Origin of the sequence: Metabacillus niabensis, assembly GCF_902829255.1 — a bacterium.
Classification (GTDB): Bacteria; Bacillota; Bacilli; order Bacillales; family Bacillaceae; genus Metabacillus; species Metabacillus niabensis.
Genome location: NZ_CADEPK010000212.1, coordinates 1 through 21480, shown reverse-complemented (window position 1 = coordinate 21480; position 21480 = coordinate 1). Strand labels below are relative to the sequence as shown.

Annotated in this window: 14 protein-coding genes; 3 read left to right on the top strand and 11 right to left on the bottom strand. The window is 36.0% G+C overall.

Features of this window, described 5'->3' with window-relative positions:
- Nucleotides 1–199: 199 nt before the first annotated feature.
- Entirely contained in the window at nt 200–2380 is a 2181-nt protein-coding gene (locus tag HU235_RS13985; protein WP_174880583.1) for a YhgE/Pip domain-containing protein, read from the bottom strand.
- A gap of 784 nt (nt 2381–3164) precedes the next feature.
- Between HU235_RS13985 and minD the strand changes: the two genes are divergently transcribed.
- On the top strand, nt 3165–3983 hold the full coding sequence (minD, locus tag HU235_RS13980; RefSeq protein WP_174880582.1) for a septum site-determining protein MinD: 819 nt from the start codon (nt 3165–3167) through the stop codon (nt 3981–3983).
- A 577-nt stretch (nt 3984–4560) separates the two neighbouring features.
- Here the strand turns inward: minD and HU235_RS13975 are convergent.
- From HU235_RS13975 to HU235_RS13965, 3 genes are all read right to left on the bottom strand, one after another.
- Nucleotides 4561–5274: a DUF2711 family protein gene (locus HU235_RS13975; RefSeq protein WP_307190756.1), complete on the bottom strand. Its 714-nt coding sequence runs from the start codon at nt 5272–5274 to the stop codon at nt 4561–4563.
- Nucleotides 5256–5414 (bottom strand): MerR family transcriptional regulator, encoded by a 159-nt coding sequence (locus HU235_RS13970; protein WP_174880580.1) that lies wholly within the window; start codon nt 5412–5414, stop codon nt 5256–5258. The genes HU235_RS13975 and HU235_RS13970 overlap by 19 nt, the downstream gene beginning before the upstream one ends.
- A gap of 265 nt (nt 5415–5679) precedes the next feature.
- Entirely contained in the window at nt 5680–6474 is a 795-nt protein-coding gene (locus tag HU235_RS13965; RefSeq protein ID WP_174880579.1) for a tyrosine-protein phosphatase, read from the bottom strand.
- A gap of 166 nt (nt 6475–6640) precedes the next feature.
- Between HU235_RS13965 and HU235_RS13960 the strand changes: the two genes are divergently transcribed.
- Nucleotides 6641–7237, top strand: coding sequence for a TetR/AcrR family transcriptional regulator (locus tag HU235_RS13960; RefSeq protein WP_174880578.1), 597 nt, complete (start codon nt 6641–6643; stop codon nt 7235–7237).
- Nucleotides 7238–7805: 568 nt separating this feature from the next.
- Here HU235_RS13960 and HU235_RS13955 read toward each other — a convergent pair.
- From HU235_RS13955 to HU235_RS13935, 5 genes are all read right to left on the bottom strand, one after another.
- Complete coding sequence (locus HU235_RS13955; protein WP_174880577.1) at nt 7806–8480, bottom strand: hypothetical protein; 675 nt, start codon at nt 8478–8480, stop codon at nt 7806–7808.
- Between the two features lie 164 nt (nt 8481–8644).
- Complete coding sequence (locus HU235_RS13950; protein WP_174880576.1) at nt 8645–9169, bottom strand: DUF2199 domain-containing protein; 525 nt, start codon at nt 9167–9169, stop codon at nt 8645–8647.
- 196 nt (nt 9170–9365) lie between these two features.
- Entirely contained in the window at nt 9366–9713 is a 348-nt protein-coding gene (locus tag HU235_RS13945) for a short-chain dehydrogenase (protein WP_174880575.1), read from the bottom strand.
- A gap of 58 nt (nt 9714–9771) precedes the next feature.
- Complete coding sequence (locus HU235_RS13940) at nt 9772–10323, bottom strand: hypothetical protein (RefSeq protein WP_174880574.1); 552 nt, start codon at nt 10321–10323, stop codon at nt 9772–9774.
- Nucleotides 10324–10352: 29 nt separating this feature from the next.
- Nucleotides 10353–10553, bottom strand: coding sequence for a hypothetical protein (locus tag HU235_RS13935; protein ID WP_174880573.1), 201 nt, complete (start codon nt 10551–10553; stop codon nt 10353–10355).
- Nucleotides 10554–10782: 229 nt separating this feature from the next.
- Here HU235_RS13935 and HU235_RS13930 point away from each other — a divergent pair, with 229 nt between their 5' ends.
- On the top strand, nt 10783–11829 hold the full coding sequence (locus tag HU235_RS13930; protein WP_174880572.1) for a M50 family metallopeptidase: 1047 nt from the start codon (nt 10783–10785) through the stop codon (nt 11827–11829).
- 192 nt (nt 11830–12021) lie between these two features.
- Here HU235_RS13930 and HU235_RS13925 read toward each other — a convergent pair whose 3' ends face one another.
- Nucleotides 12022–18573, bottom strand: coding sequence for a SwmB domain-containing protein (locus HU235_RS13925; RefSeq protein WP_174880571.1), 6552 nt, complete (start codon nt 18571–18573; stop codon nt 12022–12024).
- Between the two features lie 707 nt (nt 18574–19280).
- Nucleotides 19281–21293: a cell wall-binding repeat-containing protein gene (locus HU235_RS13920; protein WP_174880570.1), complete on the bottom strand. Its 2013-nt coding sequence runs from the start codon at nt 21291–21293 to the stop codon at nt 19281–19283.
- Between the last annotated feature and the right edge of the window lie 187 nt (nt 21294–21480).

Below are 21480 nucleotides of genomic sequence, written 5' to 3'. Positions count from 1 at the left end.
TAATAAAGAGTAATTGATAACGTGTTCTCTCGCTATTAAAACGCTTTATTAAGTAATATAAGTTAATTTGTTACAATCCTAAAACTGAAGACCTTTATAAAGGTGTAAAAGGATGCTAGGGACGGTTCTCATTTTTCCACTTTAAGAGAACCGCTCCTTTGTATCCTTTTCTAGTGAAGGATAGAGCTGTCATTCGACACTAATGAAACAACCCTGACTCCTCTGATTTCTTCATAATTCGTTTGACCGACTTGTTTAAAAGCTTCTTTAAGAATGTACCGATGATGAGAAAGAGAACACCGAATAATACTAGAAATAGGACATCCCTCATCACCCGTTCAGGAACAATGCCGCCAACTGCTTCACGCATGAGATCGACACCATACGTAAAAGGCAGAAACGGACTTATTGTTTGAAAAAACTTCGGTAATAATGCAATTGGATATGTCCCACCTGAACCGGCGATTTGTAAGACAAGAAATACGATCGCAACAGCTTTTCCAACATTACCAAGGACGGAAACAAGTGTGTACACAATCGTCATAAACACAGCGCTAATCAATAAGCCAAATAGGACAAATTGAAGCGGATGGACGATGTTTACCTTTAAAATAAAGATGTCACCAATCGTTACGATGAGTGTTTGTGCTAGCCCAATACTGACAAAAGTTAGAAGCTTGCCATAATAGATTTGTCTTTCTGTATAGTCTTCATGATGATGTACCTCTGTTGTTAGCAAGGAAACGAGTAGCAATGCACCAACCCATAACGATAATACTGTATAAAATGGAGTCATCCCTGTTCCATAGTTTTCAATCGGGAACATACTATTTTTATTTAGAACGACAGGCTCTGCAAAAAAGCCCTTTTCAGCACCTGGATCATTTTTTAAAAGATCGATAATACTCCGTAAATCAGCATCCTTTTGAAATTCACGAATCCGATCGGCTAACTCATTCACCTTCGCATTTACATATGGGTACTCATTTAAAACATCGACTAATAATGTCTGCCCTTCTGATAATGTTCCCTTCGTATTGGAAATAAGCTTATCGACAGCAGGGATCGTTTTTTGCGCCTCAACTAATAGTGCTCGTGCATCTGCCATTGTCTTTTTTGCTGAGCTAACCTCTGCTAATACCCTTGGCTCTATCGTTTCAAGATATTCCTTTAAAAAGGCGTCAATTTGTGTTGCGGTTTGCTTTGATTTTTCATTCAGATTTGTGATGAACTGGTCGATTACTGTTTGTTTGTCAGTAAGAAAGCCTTTGATATCATTGCTTTCTGTTTGAATCAATTGCAGTGCAGTCTTCAACGACTGTAAATCATTTAATGCCTGGTTTAATTGGTCACTTGACTCGTTATTCGCTTCGCCCTCTTCCTGCTGCTCCCGGTTTTGCTCTTGAAGTTGCTTAATTGCGGCTTCAACAGCTCCAATTCGCTCGATAGACTCTTGTACTCGGTCATCCAGCCGCTTGGCTAACTCCTGACCTGTGCTCATATCGATGTCTTTTCCTTGCAGGCCTGAAGTAAACTCATTGATATCATGTGCGATTTGCTGTGCCCTTTTTAAATCTGCTTCAACCTTTGGGGCGAGCTGATTAAGTCTTTCCTCTGCTGCTTGAAGCAATTTGGTTGTTTCATCAATCGTATGTAGGCTACCTCCCACAACCTCCGTTGCCTTCGGAAGCATTTGGCCAGCCTTATTCAAAAGTGCTTGTCCATCCTTTGATTCGTCGTAAGCATCTGATACAAGCCGATTGATTTCAGGCAATCGTTCTTCAAGCTGAAAGACATATCCCTCAAATCGTTCGATATCAGATTGATCCTTTTCAAGCGTCACGCCAATCTCATTAAAAAGGCTAAAAATAGTCCCATTTACTTCAGAAATAAATTCACCTGTAATTTGTTCAACAATTGCCGAAGCCCCCTTCTCGGTAATTTTCGGGGAAATCGCATTTACCTTTTCGTTTACGTAGTATTCGATTTCAGCCTTTTTCGGCTCATCGTTAAGAACTGTAGCAAGCTGTGCAGAGAAATTTTCCGGAATGATGACAACAGCATAATAATCACCATATTCGAGTCTATCTAAAGCCTTGCTCCGACTCGTGAAGTGCCAATCAAGGCTATCATTGTTCTTCAAGCTTTCAACGACTTCACTTCCAACATCAATGTCCCTATCACGAATCGTTCCCCCTTTATCCTCATTCACAACCCCAATCGGGAGCTGATTCGTCTGACCATACGGATCCCAAGAAGCCTCAATATTTAACCATGCATATAAGGAAGGTAAAAAAATTAAGCCTCCAATTAAAACAGCCGCCACCCAATTCGTCGCAATCGTCTTCCAGTCACGAAAAAATATCCTTACACTCTTCATCAATATGCTGCACCTCACATGGAATCATTGAAACGTTCCTAAAGCTTCCAACCTTTTTTATTACTATCCCTTCTTGTGAGATTATTTATGCTCTGTTGCGGTTAAAGAAGGTTTCAAACAATTTAAATTGCTAGTTGATTTAGACTCAGCTAACAACACTTGCTACAAGTGAATGCCCTAATCTTTAGAGCATAAATTTCATCTATGGTGTTCGGATTGTTTTTTATATTTGTTTGGAAATCTCTGTAGTGGTTTTTATGAATAACATTATTTTGTTATCGATATAGGTGCTAATGCGCACAAGAAGTAAATGGGACGATTATCCTTTTTCATAAAAGTCTATTGTCCTAAGTACGGCAGTGAAAATTGGGAAGTACTCAATTAATTCATATGTAAAAAGACACATTTCGGGGCAATTGTATAGTTTTTGTATAGGGAAATTAGGTAAGATTAAATCTTCACAAGATTTCTTCGTAACCAGGATGTGAAAATATTACTATTTCTGGGTAATTCATACATAAAAATAAATAATGACTTAAGTAGATAAATCACCTTTCGCAATAAACAAAGGAAAGAGAGGGATGTCAATTTGCTTCTTCTTTTTATCATTATTTGCATTTTTGTTTCTTTTACAATCATTCACAGTAGAAAAAGAAAGAAACGTCAAAATCAATTAAGTATTCGGCTTAAAAATTCTTTAAAACATAATCAAATAACAAAAATATGACTTGCTAACCGATTCATTTCAATCTTCTGCATAATCGTTAAATGGAGGTAAACATGTATGGCTAGAATTATTACAATCACTTCAGGAAAAGGTGGTGTTGGAAAAACAACCGTAACATCCAACTTAGGGGTATCCCTTGCCCTTCTCGGACAAAAGGTGTGCTTAGTTGACGCAGACTTTGGATTAAGAAATTTAGATATTGCACTCGGGCTAACTAACAGAGTAATTTATGATATAAGTGATTTCATAAACGGGAAATGCTCTTTAGATCAAGTCGTCATCAAGCATAAAAGTTTATCTAATCTGACATTACTGCCTGGAAGCAAATTATACTCACACACTAGCTTAGAGCCCTGGAAATTTACTGAAATTATAAAAAATAGCATTTCTGAAGCGTATGATTATGTTCTCATTGACTCTCCCGCCGGAATCGAGATTGGATTTAAAACTGCAGTTGAGGCAGCAGATGAAATCATTGTTCTAACGAATACTACAGCTGTTTCCGTCCAAGATGCCGATCGTGTACTCGGGCTCTTAGAAGAAATGAACATTAGAAACGCAAAATTGATCATTAATATGGATTATACGACCAAGAATAAAAAGCTTGGCCTTTTAGATAATGAACAAATTATCGATAGATTACACGTTCCTTGCCTTGGAATCATTACAAACGATTTAATGATTATCCAATCAAACCATAAAGGCACACCTATCGCTTTTGATCCGACAAATGAAAACAGCATTCGCTTTCGACAAATTGCAAGAAACCTTCATAAGCATGATTTAAAACCATTTGTCTCTTTAAATACAACTAAAAACAAAAGAAGATTCCTTCCACTTTTGCCTTTTAACAATAGGGCGGTATCGAGATTCTGAAAAAGTCCATTTTGGGGATAAGATGAAGTAACTCCTTTAAGAGGAAAGGGCATGATTCAATGCCCTAACTCAAGCTGGAGGATCTAGTACTAATAATGGTAAAGCTTTTAAATCCAAGAAATAAATCTACAGAGGGAGAATAAGGACGGCTCTTCCGCTTCATTTCCACCTACAATAAAGCGTGAGAACCATCCTCCACTCCCTTTTCTATTTAATGATAACCGTTCCTACCATTTGCAGAACCAGATGTTTTTTGCTTTGGTCTATGCTTCGAGTTTTTTTGTTTCTTATGCTTAGCCATTCATTTCATCCTTTCCCAAATGGTTTGAGAGGAGCTTACCTCTCATAGGTATTGTTCGAAATGACAGCAAAAGTATGTAGCGAACGAAGCAATAGGGTGAGGAAGTCGGTGGGAAACTGGGGAGAAATTGGGGGCGTTCTTTCTTTTGCTACTGGATAAAATAAAAAAAGCGTGGGAGCCGTCCCTAACTTCTACTTACTAAAAAAGGCACAGCCAATTGATAATGTTCAGCTGTACCTTTTTTGTATTGCTCTGTTAAATTTTAATGTTATTTTCTTATTTAGAATACCAGTTAATAAACGTCCTTTGGTCACATAGTATAGCTTCGAAATTCATCGATTGAACAATATGTTCAATACTCTCTTCCTTTGCAAGCAACAAGGTTATAAAAGAATCATACAAGCTCATAAAAGCATAATCCATATTTTCATCGGTCACAATTAACTCATTACACGAAAGGTTACATATGTCTAAAGGAGCCGTATCATGTATATCTAAAAATCCACAGTTCTCAAAGATTGGTGCTGAGAAATATAATTGATTTGCTCCTTTTGAGCCAATGATTTTCATTAAACGATCCAACAAAAACAATGATGTACTATCTTCTGTAGGATAAAAAAGGTCTTGATTAAGATTTGAATTTAGCTTATTTGCTAAATCCTCTCTTTTAAATTCCTTCCTGAGAGCACTGATAGAGGCCTTTAAGGCTATCGCTAGCTCATTGTAAGAAATTAAACTACAACTAGACATTATTTCCTGCCAAGAAATGGGCTTCCCAATCGTTAAAATCTCTTCATCACTTGGATAGATGTGTTCGTAGGAAGTCTTTCTCACTGTTTTCTCCCACCCTGAAGGCATTTGGACAAAAGGATGGAGTAATATTGCGGCAGATTTAAAGTGCCTTCGAGTTTGTTTTAAGATGGGCGATCTATCATTTAACCAAATGTAATCTAGCACAATATTACCACCTTTTAGATATATATATTTAATTTAAACCAATCTATATCATTTTCGCTGAAATCACGGTAACCGTTGTCTAAAATATTGGGGAATACTAATTTTTGTTCTATGTAATACTCAATAGCTTTTTTAGTAAAATTTGTTACTTTACTAACCTCATTAATTAACATAAATATCACCTCTCACAAAAACATTAGCTAGTACCTTAGGTGCTAGTCAATAGTTTTTTACTTTATCCTTGTTTCGCATAATACTACTAATTTGTAGCCTGGAGCTTTTTTATTAATTCATATTTTTCGAATAAAAGCATATAAAAACCTCTCATAAATTTCCTAATTATGTGTAATTCAGAGAGGTTATTTCTTTTAAAAGGATTCAGTAAATAGTCAACTCGAGAATTGGTGCTAGTAGAATAAGAAACTTAATTTTTGTTTTTTAGATGCTATTATCAAGTAAGTGTATTCTTAGTCTTTCTAGCTGTTCCTTAGTGATTCCACAACCATCAATAATATAAGAATCAATCGTTCCATATTTAGTGAAGATTAAGCTTAGTGCTCCTTCTAAATATTCCTTCCTCACTTCAAGTAAGGGTTTAATTTTTTCAGGTGATACTCTATATAAACTCATAAATCGGAAAAAACGTTCAGCTTTCTTCATACGATCACCAATTCGATTATTGGATTCTAAATAGTGTTGCATAACATCATTATAAGAAATTCCAGCTACTAACTGAATTATGGCCGCAACAAAGCCTGTGCGATCTTTACCACCAGTACAATGAATTAACGTTGAATTGCTATTTGTTAATATTTTGGTTAGAATTTCCCTTATTTGATTATGGCATTCAAGAGCCATATAGTGATAGGTTTCATGCATCATCTGTTCAAAATCAATAGTATTTGAATTGCTAAAAAGGAATTTAATAAATTCTATTTTTGAAAATTCTTTGCTTTTGTCATGTATTGAAAGATTGTGTACTTTAATTGATAAATCATTAAGTTTATTAGGTTTTGATTTTTGTTCAGTTGAAGTACGTAAATCAAAAATTGTTGTTATGTTTAAATCCTTAATTAATTCAATGTCCTTATTGGATAATCGTGATAAATCTTCAGAACGATAAAATAATCCGGTTTTCATTTTGTAACCTTCTGTAGTAGAAAGACCTCCGATATCACGAAAATTTTTTAAACCCTCAAATGGGTATACTGAATTTTCTACGTTAATGTCCATGGTAAGTTTCTTCCTTTAATTAGAATTTTCCAAACGGAATAATATGACTATTTATGATTATATAGTCATAAAAAGGGTGTGTATTTACAATTCCCTTTTAAAAAAGTATACTACCTATATGACTAAAAATCTACATTTGGTCATATAAAATGAAGGAGAGTTAAAAATGCCTAAGTTTACTGACAAAGAAAAAGAACAGATTCGAAAATTATTGTTACTTAAAGGTAAAGATCTTTTTAGCCAGTTAGGACTGGCTAAAACAAGCATAGACGATATTGTTCAAGCTACTGGTATTGCTAAAGGATCTTTTTATAAGTTCTATGATTCAAAGGAAGCATTATATTTCGATATATTAAGAAATGAAGAAGCAGTCCGTGGCGCAGCATTAAAGGAGCTTTCACGAGATGACTTGCCTCCCAAAGAGTTACTGTCCTCCTTTTTTAAAAAATCTTTTCAGCTAGTGGATGAGAACCCTTTTCTCCAAAGAGTATTCCAAGGTGAGGACCTTGAAAGGTTAATGAGAAAGTTACCAAATGAAATGGATGAGTTTTCAAAGGCACATATGAAGAAAGGGAAAGATACAATAGATACCTTAATAAACCGTGGGATTATTTCAAAGGAGAACCCAGAAATTATTGTGGGAATTATACAAGCCACATTGATGATGCGGTTACACAAAGAAGAGTTTGAAGATGAGGTTTTTCCTCTTATAATGAACAAGATGTTTGAATATATCGCTGAAGGTTTAACAAAGGATAATTAAATGCAAAAATGATATTTTGTTAATGAAATAAGACAAAAAATCACCCACTAATGTGTTAGATATCTAATATATTAGCAAGTATTTAAAAGGAGTGTTATTTAGTTTTTTTATTATGATGTATAGAGAATTTAGCATTAGAAATATAGATTGCTTTCTACTATTAGCTAAAAACCATAACGCACCTGTTCCAGTTTATTTAAGACCTAGCTCATATAAACGATAAAAATGTTTAACATAAAAATAATTTCAACTAATTGAGGAGGTAGTTAAATTTAAATACATTTTAATTGGTATTGCTGCTTTAATTTATTCATCTATATTAGATTATTTAAGTGATAACTACGTTTAAATTACTATCTAAAATTACTACTTTTATCAACCTTAGTTGGTATTACCTATATAATTATTGAAAAAACATCCAAAAATTATAAAGAAAACAGACAAATGACTGACCCTAAGGATACTATATTTCTAAATTTTCCCTTAGGTATTTTATCCCCTGGAATATATATAAAGGGCTGGCTGAATTAACAGCCTTATATTAATCTACGAAAATGCCCAATATTTTTTATGTTCCTTTTATATGAGATTTAATAACTAAACAATCTTTGCATAAATGAAAGTAAATATTCATCTCACCTAATTGAAAATCCACAACCGAAATAAGTTCCCGTTCCCCAAAGTCTTGTGTAACTGTGGCAATGTATTTCATTTCTTGGTTGCAAATTGGACACTCTAATTCTTCAGGAACTTCATTATACAAAGGTGCCCCCAAAAGTCGACATAAATATTCCGAACCAAATAAATCAAATGCTGTATCATAATTATCCTCATTGATTGGAATATCTTCGGCTTTCATTTCAATTAGCTTTACATTTGTCTTTGGAAGTGGTACAGGTAGCCTATCTTCCTCATCTTGAATCCATTCCTCTGTATTTTCCTGACTTATTACTTGAATGGATTTACCTCCATTACTTAACTGAAAATATTGGGTCTCCCACACCATTGAGCAATTCAAGCAAGAAACTAAAGGTAAAGTATTTAGTTTTTCAGTTTTTATTTCGGATAGCCTTTCATCTTTTAAATCAAAACAAAATATTAAATGCATCTTCTCCCCGCATAATTTACAAACAGGCAAATCACAATCTTGTCCACCAAAATAATGATGATATACATCGTTTCCTTCTATTACCCTGTACCCTTTTATATCTTTCCAGTGTTCCCCATAAGGTTTCTTTGCCATTTAAAATCCTCGCTTTAAAGTAAAAATTAATTCAAAACATAATAATATTCCATTAATAAATTCCTTCTTGTGCTTACCTGACTTAATCGTCGAATTTGAAAAAGGATTGCCGGAGCAGCCCTATTTTTCAGCATAAGCATCTGTTAGTTCAACTAGAAAAGTTATTATTGTTCCGCTTCATCACATAGTTCTTCTGCAATCTGCTTTATACGTTCTATTGTTATACCTTCTCTTTGTTCTATAGCTAATGGGTGTTCAGTCGGTTCTAACTCGATATAAGGACGTACTCCAACGGAACGAGTATGGACCATTGTTTTTAAATTTATTGTTTCAGGATAGCAAGGAATTGAAGTTGATAACCAGCCAAACATCGGCTCTAGTTGTTGTTCTCTTCCTTCCACTTCCAAAAATTCATTAGTTTTATCAAAATTTCCTTTGCTTAATGAAACCCAGACATCCCAAATAAATGGACCCTCTCCATCTATTACGGGAATTTCAATACATCCACGAATAAAAAAATACTCATCGTCAATAATGCACAAATCTTCGTTCATCTTTATCCGGTGTTCTTGTTCCTCTGATGGTACGTCGTAACAATAATCAGGAACTGGACTTCCATAACTCATTGGAAGTTCAGTGTGATACTTTCCACAACATCTACATAAATAACCTTCTTGATAATTACTCATTATATATTCCCTCACTAGAAAAATAGCTTTTCCTCAATATTAACCTTAAAACCAAGTAAATGATTAATATTTTTTCACACTAACCTACTTCTTCGTTCAAAAAAAATGCAATACCTCTTTATTGAAGTATCGCTACCCATTTTTATGAAATGGAAGTGCATTTCTTTTATTAAAGAACGACAAATTTGCATTAGGTTCAAATTCCAAAATGGATAATATATTTTTCACCTTCTATTGCCTGCGTAATGATTGAAGCCAGTTCTTGAAGTTCAATAGATTTTGCTATGTACTTTGAAGATGTGACAACATCATAAAAGAATAATAATGATTCAGGTGGAATAATCGTAATTCCATAATATGCTAAACCAATATTTTGTCTATTGAATGAATGATAGTATGTTTTCATGTTCGATAACCGGTCGACTAAACACTCAATTATGTCATCATGTACAGAAATACAGTTGTATTTTTGCGGTTCATAATCTATGTAATTTTCTTGCTTGTCATTGTCATCAAGTATTCCAAACTCGTGTACACAAGGCATTGTCATCATCCTTTTCACCAAACAAAATGACCGTTAGCAGCATAATAAAATCATAATCCTAACTGAGTAAATTACGTTCTAACAAAGCATTGTATTCACGCCAAAAATCATCATACATTTCTCTATCGAAGTCATCAAAGAATTGTTTTTCTTTTGAGGACTTGTAGAAATTTTTAGCCTGGATGGCAAATTGAACAACTTGATCTTTATATTCGGTTTTACTCAATTTGACCTTTAGGCCTGGATAATAGATGCTCCCTGATTCTTGGTTAGTTGTAGTAACTTTCACAAAATCTGATAGAAAGACATGGTCATCACAATGTTTCACTGTCCAATGTATTGAAATGGGACAACCTGTCATTAAAATTGCACCACATCCATGGAGAATTAACCCTTCCTCATTAACAGGGTCACTATCATAATCATTGTCGATTGTTCTTAATAAGGCTAATGCTGATTCACTAATTCCCCATTCTTCCCCTACGCCTGATTGGGTAATAATTGTATCGTTAACATGTAAAGATATTTCACCGTGTGAACATAGATCTTCTTCTGGAATATCTGAACAATGCCAGAACTGTTTCATGATCTTTAGTTTAAACTGTTTCATCCTATAACCTCTTTATTATTTAGTTAATATCACAACTTTTTATTAAATAAGTGAATTAAATAGAAAATTTGAGTAATCAAAAAAGAAAGAAGGATAATAATAATCATTCCAATTGTATATACTGCTTCCTCCGCTGGGTCACCACCACTCATAAAAATGGAACCAAATATGAAAAAAAGGAATCCACTTAAAAATACAGTTAAGCAAAAAATACGAATATATTTTGACATATCATCTCACCTACCTAAGTCGCTCAATATTTTCCATCTTTAATAAATTGTACGTCCTCTAATTTTTTTCCTGCTTCGTTAGTGCAATAACAAAACTTCCTATTACTTTACATACAATACTTCACATTTTTTTGTCGATTCCCCACTTTAAAGCAATTTACGAAAAATTTGAAACAATTTATTCCTTTATCCGTATTACTAGTAATGGGAAAAAGGGAGAGAAAACAAGATGCGAACGATCACCAAGCCTTTAGGTTTAACAGCTATTATAGCAATCGTTATTGGTCTATTTAATTTTACGAATATTGCTACGGAAGCTAATTTAATAGGTTTATTTTTCATTCTGTTATTATTGACACTGTTTATCCACGAGTTAGGTCATGCATTGTTTGCAATCAGTGCTGGGTACCGCTTTAATTATTTAACGATTGGTCCAATCACATTTGAACATACGGATCGTTTCCGTATTAAACGTAATGACAATTGGTTTTTGTTTGGTGGAGTAGCGAGCTGTGCACCTAAGTCCAGTGACCTAACATCTATTGCCAAGCAGCATAAGCTGTTTGTTGTTGGTGGTCCAATCTTTTCTATTGTGGCAGCCATCATTAGTTTACTTGTTGGTATATCAAGTGATATCGACATGTTTACATACTTTGGAATATTTAATTTCGTCATTTTCTTCGCTACGATTTTACCTTACCAGCAAGGGGCTCTAAAATCAGATGGACGTGTATTACTAGAGCTATCGAAAGGTGGAAAAGAAACGGAAGAATTGTTAACGATTCTATTATTGATTAAGGAAATGAATTCGCCGATTCATCCATCAAACTGGTCTGAGGATTTAATCGAAAGAGCGAAAGCATTAAAGCCGACTGTTGAAAATGTTACGGTAGGCTATATTCTTTTTTATTACACGCTTCTTAAGGAAGGGTATGAAAATGCTTCAGCCATCATTGAACCTTATAAGCAATTACCTGTAACAAAGCAAAATAAATTTGCGTTACAATTTATCAATCATATTCGGCAGATCGATTTAGTTCTAAAGGGAGAACATGATGAGGCACGTATAGATGCATTTCATCAGTTATTTAGTCCAATCGAGCCGCTAAGCTATAAAAGAAGTGAAGCCATTCTCGCTAAAATAAAGGGGGATGAGCAGCAAGCAACACGAAAATTATCAGAGGTTTTGAAAGAAATTAATAAAGGTAAAAAACAATTTGGATTTTATTGTGCGGAAGAACAGTTAACACATGTTTTAATGAACAAGATAGGGTAATGAAGAACAGTTCTTACAGTTCACTTACATAAAAAAGCAGCTTAAGGACTGTCCCCATAACCAAGTTCTCTCTATAGAAAAAGGGTACAACTGATAGAAAACTTTCAGCTGTACCCTCTAATGGAAAAAAGAGAGACGGTTCTTCACGAGAACCGTCCCCAAAAACCCCCACAAATCCTTTAAGCTTGATTATTAAATATCTTTAGTATTCACTTTACGCTTCTGCCCGATAAATAGAGCAAGACCAACTAATAGCAATACCACCCCAAGTAGTAACCAATTAGTAGTATTGGTAGCTGTTTTAGGTAGTTCTTGTTTCTTTAATTCTAGCTGTTTCTGTGCATTTTCGAGCGAGGATAATGCGGCATCGATTTGCGATTGTGTGACATGATCATCCTCTAGTACTTTTCGGGCATTTTCTAATGCTTTTTCATATTCTGACCAACTATCAGATGTGTAATCAGATTCCTTTAATTCTTCTGATTCTTTCTCAGCTTTTTGAAGTGGCTTTTTGTCAACTGTTAACGCTGCACGAGCTTTCGCTAACGCTTCTATTGCCATATCTATTTCAACTTGAGTTGCATTCGGGTCATTTAATATATTCTGTGCATTTTTTAATACCTTCAGATAATTTTTCCAACTAGCTTGTGAATAGTCTTCTTCGTTAAGAGCTGCTGATTTATTCTCTTCTGCATCAAGCAATGTCTTATCAACAGTTAATGCCGCACGGGCTGAAGCTAATTCAGCTAATGCTTTATCTACTTCTTCTTGCGTTGCTTGTGGGTTACTTAACACTTCCTTAGCGTGTGTAAGTGCTGCTATATAAGCCGCCCAGCTTTTCGTTGAATAGTTTTTTGAATCAAGCTTCGTCGATTCACTTTCTTCATCCTCTAAAGCTATTTTATTTACTAGCTCAAGAAATGCCTTCTGTAGTTCAGCCAATGCTTGGTCCACTTCTTCTTGTGTTGCTTCGGCATTTTCAAGAATATCATTAGCATGGTTAAATGCCTTTTCGAAGTTTGTCCAAGAGTTTACTGTGTAGTTATTCTCTTTTAAGTTTTGTTTTGTGATTTCGTCTTTCTTTGCTATCAGTTCTGTTTTATCAACAACAATGAATTGATGATCCTTCGTTACATCTGGTCGCCCTTTTTCAGAAGTTGTTACCTCTACTACGTACTTACCAGCTGCTAATTTATTAGCAATTTGATATGTCCAAGTGCCATCCTCACGAATTGTTAAGTCAGCTTTACTAATAACAACCTTATTACCATCAGGTCCAATAATTGTTATCGTCGCATGATCAGCATTCGTATCAGCCGTCCCTTTAATCAATGGTGTTGTATCATTTGTTATTCCATTCGGATCATCTATTTGCAGTGCTTTTCCAAATGGGTCACCAGCCTCATACGTAAAGTCTTCCACTGCTGTACCATTTTCCTCATCACCAACTAAATTTGCGCTACCTGCTGCTTTGTTGTATGTTACTTCAACAACATCATCGCTTAATAAAGCTGTTCCTTCAGTTAAAATTAACTTCACCTTGTTTGTCTTTTCATCAGGATTTGCTTTAACCAACTGAACTGCAATGACTTCTACTTCTTTTCCATTGACCGTTACTGTAAATCCAGCTTTTGTGTCTACAGCTTTAGAAGCAAATGTTATATCCTTATCAAACACAACTGTCATTTCATTATATCCTTGATTGAAAATGACATCATTAACGATTGGAGCATGTTTTTCTAACGCCGCTCTTGCTGCTTTTAAATCATCTAGCGCTTTCTGAACAGCTTCTTGAGATGCGGTTGAATTATCCAACACTTTTTGCGCTTCTTTTAGTTCTTTCGCAAAGTCTTCCCAGCCTGAACGGTGGTCGTCTTCCTCTAAATCCTCTGCACTATTGATTGCAGACTCTAAGGCCGTTTTGTCAACTATAGTAAAATTAGCTGATTTTGTGACGGTTCTTCCATTTTGGCTATTTTTCGCTGTTACAAAAACGGTGTAGTCTCCAGGTTGAAGCTCCTCTAATCCTGTCCAATCTTCAAATATCCAGCCTTCTCCATTAATCTTAGCGACTGCATTGACTACATGTTCTTCACCTTTCGCGTCAACAATTGTTAACGTAGCGATGTCTGCCTCTTTGTAAATGTCACCATAGAAAGATGGTGTACGATCATCTGTATTGCCTTTTGTTCCATCGATTTGTAGTGCCGCACCAAATTTATCTTTTGCGACGATTGAGAATGATTCGTCTGCTGTACCGTTCTCTTCATCTCCAAAAATGTTTGGTGAATCGTCTGGTGTGTATTCTACTTTTACTTCTTCTGCATCACTTGATAATGGTTGGTCAACGGTTAACGTTACGGTGTTCCCGTTTACTTCTGCATTTGTGACAGCATACGCTTTTCCGTCAACGGTTACGGTAAATCCTTCTGCACGGTTTTCTGCCGTTAATTTGATGTTTTTATCAAATACAATCGTGATTTTATTGTCTCCATGCTCGTATGTTGCTGGAGTCTCTTCTTTTGGCGGATGCTTTTCAAGAGCGTCTCTTGCCGCTTGAAGGTCTGCTAATGCTTTATCAACCTCTGATTGAGATGCAGCCGGATTCGTTAAAATTTCTTGTGCTTCTTCTAATTTTTCCGCAAACTCATCCCAGCCTGCTCGATGATCTTCTTCATGAAGTTTCTCCGCACTGTCTACTGCTGATGTTAATGCCGTTTTATCGACGACTTTGAATTCAGCTGATTTTGTGACAGTTCTTGGGCCTTCATTGTTTGTTCCTGTTACTTCGAACGTATATGCTCCGTACGCTAGCTTACTAGCTTCTGGGATTGTATACGTCCATATGCCTTCTTTTACTGTTGCTTCAACGTCTTTTAAAACTACTTTTCCTTCCTTGTCCTTGAAGGTTAACGTTACTTTATCGGCATCTTGATGTATTGTCCCTGTAAAGGTAGGTGTTTGGGTATCTGTATTCCCTTTTGTTTTTTCAATTTGAAGTGCCGCACCAAATTCATCCTTTGCGATGATCGAGAATGGTTCATCTGCTGTGCCATTTTCTTCATCTCCAAAGACGTTTGGTGAATCATCTGGTGTGTATGCTACTTTTACTTCTTTTGCATCACTTGATAACGGTTGGTCGACAGTTAATGTTACGTTGTCCCCGTTTACTTCTGCATTTGTGACAGCATATGTTTTTCCGTCAACGGTTACGGTAAATCCTTCTGCTGGATTTTCTGCCGTTAATTTAATGTTTTTATCAAATTCAATTGTGATTTTATTATCTCCGTGTTCATATGTTGCTGGAGACTGTTCCTTTGGCGGATGCTTTTCAAGAGCGTCTCTTGCCGCTTGAAGGTCTTCTAATGCTTTATCAACCTCTGATTGAGATGCAGTCGGATTTGTTAAAATCGCTTGTGCTTCTTCTAATTTTTTCGCAAAGTCTTCCCAGCCTGAACGGTAATCTTCTTGCTTTAGTTTCTCCGCACTGTCTACTGCTGATGTTAGAGACGTTTTATCAACGACGTTAAACTCTGCAGATTTTGAGACAGTTCTTGAGCCTTCATTATTTGTGGCTGTTACGTCATATGTGTAAGCTCCGTACGAAAGCTCACTTCCTTCAGGTATCGTATATGTCCACGTACCTTCTATTACGGTTGCTTCTACATCCTTTAGAACGACTTTTCCTTCTTTGTCTTTAAAGGTTAATGTCACATTATCGGCATCTTGATGAACTGTTCCTGTAAAGGTAGGCGTTTGGTCATCTGTGTTGCCTTTTGTGCTATTAATTTGAAGTGCTGCGCCAAATTCATCTTTTGCAACGATTGAGAACGCTTCTTCAGCTGTTCCATTTTCCTCATCACCAAAGACGTTTGGTGAATCGTCTGGTGTGTAGTCTACTTTTATTTCTTTTGCGTCACTTGATAATGGTTGGTCAACGGTTAATGTTACGTTGTTTCCGTTTGCTTCTGCATTTGTAACAGCATACGTTTTTCCGTCAACGGTTACGGTAAATCCTTCTGTAGGGTTCTCTGAAGTCAGTTTGATCGTTTTATCAAACTCAACGATGATTTTATTGTCTCCATGCTCGTAGGTTGCTGGAGATTGTTCCTTTGGCGGATGTTTTTCAAGCGCGTCTCTTGCCGCTTGAAGGTCTGCTAATGCTTTATCGACCTCAGCCTGAGTTGCAGTTCGATTTGTTAAAACCGCTTTTGCTTCCTCTAGTTCTGTAACTAAGTCTTCCCAGCCTGCACGGTAATCTTTTTCATTTAGTTTCTCAGCACTGTCTACTGCTGATGTTAGAGACGTTTTATCAACGACTGTGAATTCAGCTGACTTTGTGATCGTTCTTGGGCCTTCATTGTTTGTTCCTGTTACTTCAAACGTGTAAACACCATTTGCTAGCTTACTTCCTTCTGGTATTGTATACGTCCATGTCCCGTCTTTTACGGTTGCTTCAACATCTTTTAAGCCTACTATCTCATTTCCTTCCTTGTCTTTGAAGGTTAACGTTACTTTATCGGCATCTTGATGTACTGTTCCTGTAAAGGTAGGTGTTAGGTTATTAGTAATACCTTTTGTCGTCTGAATTTGTAATGCTGCACCAAATTCATCTTTTGCGATGATTGAGAATGGTTCGTCTGCTGTGCCATTTTCTTCATCTCCAAATAAATTCGGTGTTTCATCTGGTGTGTACTCTACTTTTATTTCTTTTACATCACTTGATAATGGCTGATCAACGGTTAATGTTACGCTGTTTCCGTTCGCTTCTGCGTTTGTAACAGAATACGTTGTACCATCAACGGTTACTGTAAATCCTTCAGCAGGATTATCTGCTGTTAATTTGATGTTTTTATCAAATTCAATCGTGATTTTATTATCTCCATGCTCGTAGGTTGCCGGAGATTTTTCGATTGGCGGATGCTTTTCAAGTGCATTCTTTGCTTCTTGAAGATCTGCTAATGCTTTATCGATTTCAGCTTGACTTGGTGTATTTGTTCCATTTTTGATTTGTTCTAGGATTTCAGCCGCAGTCGTAAGGGCAGGTTCAAATTCGATATCATCATCAGTATCATCATTTTTCCAGCCATTTCGATATTGCTCTTCGGCTAAATCTTTTACTTGATTATAGTAATCTTCAAGACTCGTTTTATCGATAAAATGAAAGGTTGATGTATTTGTTGCTTCAGCTCCACCCTTTGAAGCTGTTGCTTCGATCGTATAATCACCTTTAATCAATTCATCTGTAAGGGTAATCGACCAATTACCAGCTTCATCAACAGTTGCGTCACCATCAAAAACACTTTGACCATTAGGATCCGTTACTTTAACAGAAACAGTAGATCCCTTTTCCGTTTTTCCTGTGATTGTTGGTGCAGTTCGATCGTATAAAGAGGCATTGTCTTCAGGCTTATCTACTATTAGAGAATTGCTTAAAGTAGTAGCAGCTTCTGTTTTCGTAGACATATTGATCATGAGGGCATTATCCCCAAATGCGCTTTCATTGCCTTCACTATTAATAACAGAAATTTTAACTGGTCTGTCTCCGCTATATTCTGTATTTTGATACGTAACGAGCTGAGCAATTGCATCAACAACACCGCTAACGACTTTGCTACTAACGACTCGAATATTATCAATACTTAATGTAGCTCCATGTGTTGTACCATCTGTTCTGTTAAACGATCCTGCGACAAAACGGAAGCGATACGTACCATCCTCTTGAACTTCCCCATTGTTCGTTGTCCAATCTTGTGCCGAGCCTCTGCCATACAGGATTTCTGTGTGCTCACCTGTTTGTTCATTAACTAAAAAGCCATAAACCTCATAGTCATCTCCACCATCATTGGCTTTCCAGTCAAACGATAAATAATCGCCTTTTTTTGCTTTAAAGGTTGAACTTATGGCTTCTATCCCAAAGGATGAAGCGATTTTCCCATCTTTTACTGCGTAATCTCCATTTTTGAGAAGAGCACTTAAGAATCCAATTTCAAGAGCCTGACTGGAAGTACCAGTATCACTATAAACATTCTTTACATATTTATTAAGACTCCCAAAAACAGCTTCAAATCCTTCAACTTTTTGTAAATCACCTGTCGATGCTGTCATGTTGTAATTCACATTCGTCACATAGGTATACTCATTATTAGGTCCTGTTACCGTATAAGTACCATCCCCATTACTTGCGACACTGTCATAAGCACGATTTTGTGTTTTACTAGCTAAATCCCCTAGCCAAATTTGATTAATAGTGCTACCATTTGGACCAACACTCGTATTATTAATTGTCCAATCCGGAACGAGTTCACCTAATTCACCTTTTTCAAAGTCACCATTAGGTAGTGGTGCTGACAAATTAATTCGAAGTGGACCTGCTTCACCATTTAATTCATTATCTATAGAAGCAATCGGTACATCATTAAGCAAAATTTGCGTCCCTTTTACAGAAAGAATCGAACCATCAGATAACGTTACACTTTCGCCATCAGGCAAAAATAGTTTCTCCGTATCAACGTACTCTTCAGTTATATCAAACTGTAAATATCCTTCTGCAAATTGTTCTCCTTCTGCAGGTTGAAGATGAAAGTTTGGTGCGACAGGAACCTCTTCCCCAATTTTCGGATCATAGTCAATGTCTGCCAGCTCAGCTGCAAATGCCACTGGTCCACCAAACTGTGGCATTATCGTACCTGCAATTAAGAAAATACTCAAAAATAATGCCAGTTTTGATTTAAACCTATTCAAAGTTTTCCTCACTCCTTTTTGATTGATATCCCCCTTCATTGAACTCGGTAGTTTTTCCTATAAGGTTATAACTATCAAATTCAATTGCCCCAAAAATAGGATATCAGAACTATCTATACAAAAACTCTACAAGGAGTTAAGAATGGTCAGGACTAGTAAAAAATTGGTCCTAATCATTGGAATATATTGATTTAATACTTAATCCACGCCTAATAGATTAGATGCAGAAACTATTAACCTTAGATGAGGTTTTCGTTTGATACGCGATAAGTCCAATGGCATATAGAGAAAACATGAGGGAAAGTAGTTTAAAGGAATAACAAGTTTAAAAAAATTTCCTGAATTAGAATCAATACTCTTGAATTGTATGAATGCAGTCAGGAACTAAAGGCTAAAAGAGTGAAAAGAGAACAATAGGACGTGAGGCTTGCCAAGGATGAAGGAAAAAAAGAGTTAAGGTACTTCTACGGTTTACACGCGCTAAAGGGTACAAGTGTCGGCTCAACCAGCACTAACCGAGTGTTGTTGGGATAGTCTCTCCTACTTCGATTTCACCATCTCACAAACTGTGAGAATCTTAACTTTTTCACTATAAAAAAGGTACAGCTGATAAGTTATTTTCAGCTGTACCTTTTGCTTTGTCATTCTCTTATGAGAGACTAGTGGTCTTTCACTTTATACTAAAAACAAGCGAGAGAATCGTCTTCTCAGTAATCCATTAGTTGTTCTTTTACTGCGTCACTTACTGCTACGGTTCCACCTAGTATTGTAAAGGCTGGGTAGTTATTTTTCACTTGGGTGATGGCACTTGGAATTCTTGGTTGATCAACAAGTAATAATGGTGCATTCATTTTTGCTGCAAGGACTGAGCCTGCAAGTGCATCTGGGAAGTTTTTTCCGTATGCGATAAATGCCCGCTTATTTCCTAAAGGTAGCTTCTGGGATACAATGCTTGAAGTTTCCCAACGTTCATTACCAGCAATTCTTGTTTTTGTTGCAACTGGAAGAGAGTTTTTGACTTTATCACTAACGACAACAGTTCCCCCAACAATTGTCGCAGATGTTTTTCCTGTCAATGCATCCTTTGTGACTGCTGGTAATCCGTCGTTATCAGTTAATAAAATCGGAATACCATTTTTCGCTGCATACGGAGCAACAGATAATACGTCTGGGAAGTTATAGCCATACGCTACAATTGCTTTATCTGATGGCAAGCGTTTTGCGACAAGTGCTGCTGTTGCATAACGAGTCTTTCCGCCAATACGCTCTATATTATTTATTCCCATTTGTCTTAATTGACTTTCCACCTTGCTAGAAACTGCTCCTGTTTGACCAAGAATAATGACTTTCTTTGCATTTAAGCGAATGATTTCAGCCTTTGTTTTCGCCGTTAATGACGCTTGATGTGTTAACAAAATCGGTGCATTTTCTTTATATGCTAACGGACCGCCTGCAAGAGCGTCTGGAAAGCTATCTCCGCGAGCAAGGACAACTGTATTGCTTGTTATCCAGCCTGCCTTTGAAATATTGACAGCTGTCTCATAACGATCGCTCCCTTGTAATCGGTTTGTGCCGCCGTATACAGTAAAGGAATAGTCGCTATAATTTGAAACACTACTGTCAACAGCTAAATAGTACTGACCTTTCGGCAAGTTTTCTCCTAACTCTATTTTAGTCTCCAATAGTTTGTCGTCCAAAGTATTCCCATTTTTGTCTAATAGGCTAACACTTGTTAACCAATCACTCGCTTCTCCTTTAATGGTGATCGAATCAGCCTGTGAATCTAATTGAATCGCAAAGTAATCATCATCACCGTTATAGCTTGTAGAACCAGTAATTTTTTTCCCTAATTCAAGTGGATTTGCTGCCGTAATTTTATCGTTCATCTCTTTTTCATATAAAGAGCTTGTTGAGCTAGTTAGGGTGATTTCATAAGCATCACTTTTATATTGGAATTCTCCCCATTCGCTATTTTCAAGAATCAGGTAATACTCTCCCTTTGCTAGTCCAACATTAAATTCTTTTATCTTATCATATTCAATGTCCTGCTCAGCATAAATATTGCCCTTTGCATCCTGAATCGTAAATTTATTAAGGAAATAAGTACCTAATGTCTGTTTTATAAGTGTATTAACATGAAGATTGCCATCTTGAGACATTGTAAATTTATAGATATCCTTCGTGTCTGTATTTGTCAAATATCCAGTGTATTTTTTTCCTATTTGCATTGTTTGTGCCAGTGATATTGTATTATTGCCTTCTAATTCAGATGTTGCATTTTTCGTAAGACTTGTTGTGAATGAATAATTTGTTGGTGCATCATAATACCCTGTATACTCTATTTTGATATAATATGTACCTTTTTTAATTCCCATTGAAGGTTTTGCTATGTCATTATCGCGAAATGCCATAATCTTTGTTTGATTTGCGTCCATTAAGGTTACGATGTAATGATTATTATCATTACCGCTACCATTTGCAGTAAAGTTTATGTTGAGAAATCCATTATCTGTCGTTGAAACTTTAAAGAAGTCATATTCATCCTGATCGTTTACTGTTCCCGTATATGTATTGCTTAATTGGATCGCCATCGCAGTACTGACGCTATTATTTTGTTCGACTTCCTTCACAGTTGCTGCGCTAGCATTTGTTGGCATGAGACTTACTGCTCCAATGAGGAAAACAATAAGTGCTAACAATTGATAAAACATCTTTTTCATAAAATCCTAAAACCTCCTATAAACTTATAAAACTTATTAAGAACCCTCGTAAAAGAAAACCAATTCTATTGGACTATTCTATTTAACTCAGATTATTTTAAAATACCATAAAACAAATTAAGAAAATGTCGTAATTCGTCGAATAAGGGACTATTTTTCTACACATTATAGGGTATTTATACTCACA

Excerpts from the sequence above, each read along its gene's own strand:
- HU235_RS13985 (WP_174880583.1), bottom strand. The coding sequence starts at position 2,380 with ATGAAGAGTGTAAGGATATTTTTTCGTGACTGGAAGACGATTGCGACG.
- minD (WP_174880582.1), top strand. The coding sequence starts at position 3,165 with ATGGCTAGAATTATTACAATCACTTCAGGAAAAGGTGGTGTTGGAAAA.
- HU235_RS13970 (WP_174880580.1), bottom strand. The coding sequence starts at position 5,414 with ATGTTAATTAATGAGGTTAGTAAAGTAACAAATTTTACTAAAAAAGCT.
- HU235_RS13965 (WP_174880579.1), bottom strand. The coding sequence starts at position 6,474 with ATGGACATTAACGTAGAAAATTCAGTATACCCATTTGAGGGTTTAAAA.
- HU235_RS13960 (WP_174880578.1), top strand. The coding sequence starts at position 6,641 with ATGCCTAAGTTTACTGACAAAGAAAAAGAACAGATTCGAAAATTATTG.
- HU235_RS13955 (WP_174880577.1), bottom strand. The coding sequence starts at position 8,480 with ATGGCAAAGAAACCTTATGGGGAACACTGGAAAGATATAAAAGGGTAC.
- HU235_RS13950 (WP_174880576.1), bottom strand. The coding sequence starts at position 9,169 with ATGAGTAATTATCAAGAAGGTTATTTATGTAGATGTTGTGGAAAGTAT.
- HU235_RS13945 (WP_174880575.1), bottom strand. The coding sequence starts at position 9,713 with ATGCCTTGTGTACACGAGTTTGGAATACTTGATGACAATGACAAGCAA.
- HU235_RS13940 (WP_174880574.1), bottom strand. The coding sequence starts at position 10,323 with ATGAAACAGTTTAAACTAAAGATCATGAAACAGTTCTGGCATTGTTCA.
- HU235_RS13935 (WP_174880573.1), bottom strand. The coding sequence starts at position 10,553 with ATGTCAAAATATATTCGTATTTTTTGCTTAACTGTATTTTTAAGTGGA.
- HU235_RS13930 (WP_174880572.1), top strand. The coding sequence starts at position 10,783 with ATGCGAACGATCACCAAGCCTTTAGGTTTAACAGCTATTATAGCAATC.
- HU235_RS13920 (WP_174880570.1), bottom strand. The coding sequence starts at position 21,293 with ATGAAAAAGATGTTTTATCAATTGTTAGCACTTATTGTTTTCCTCATT.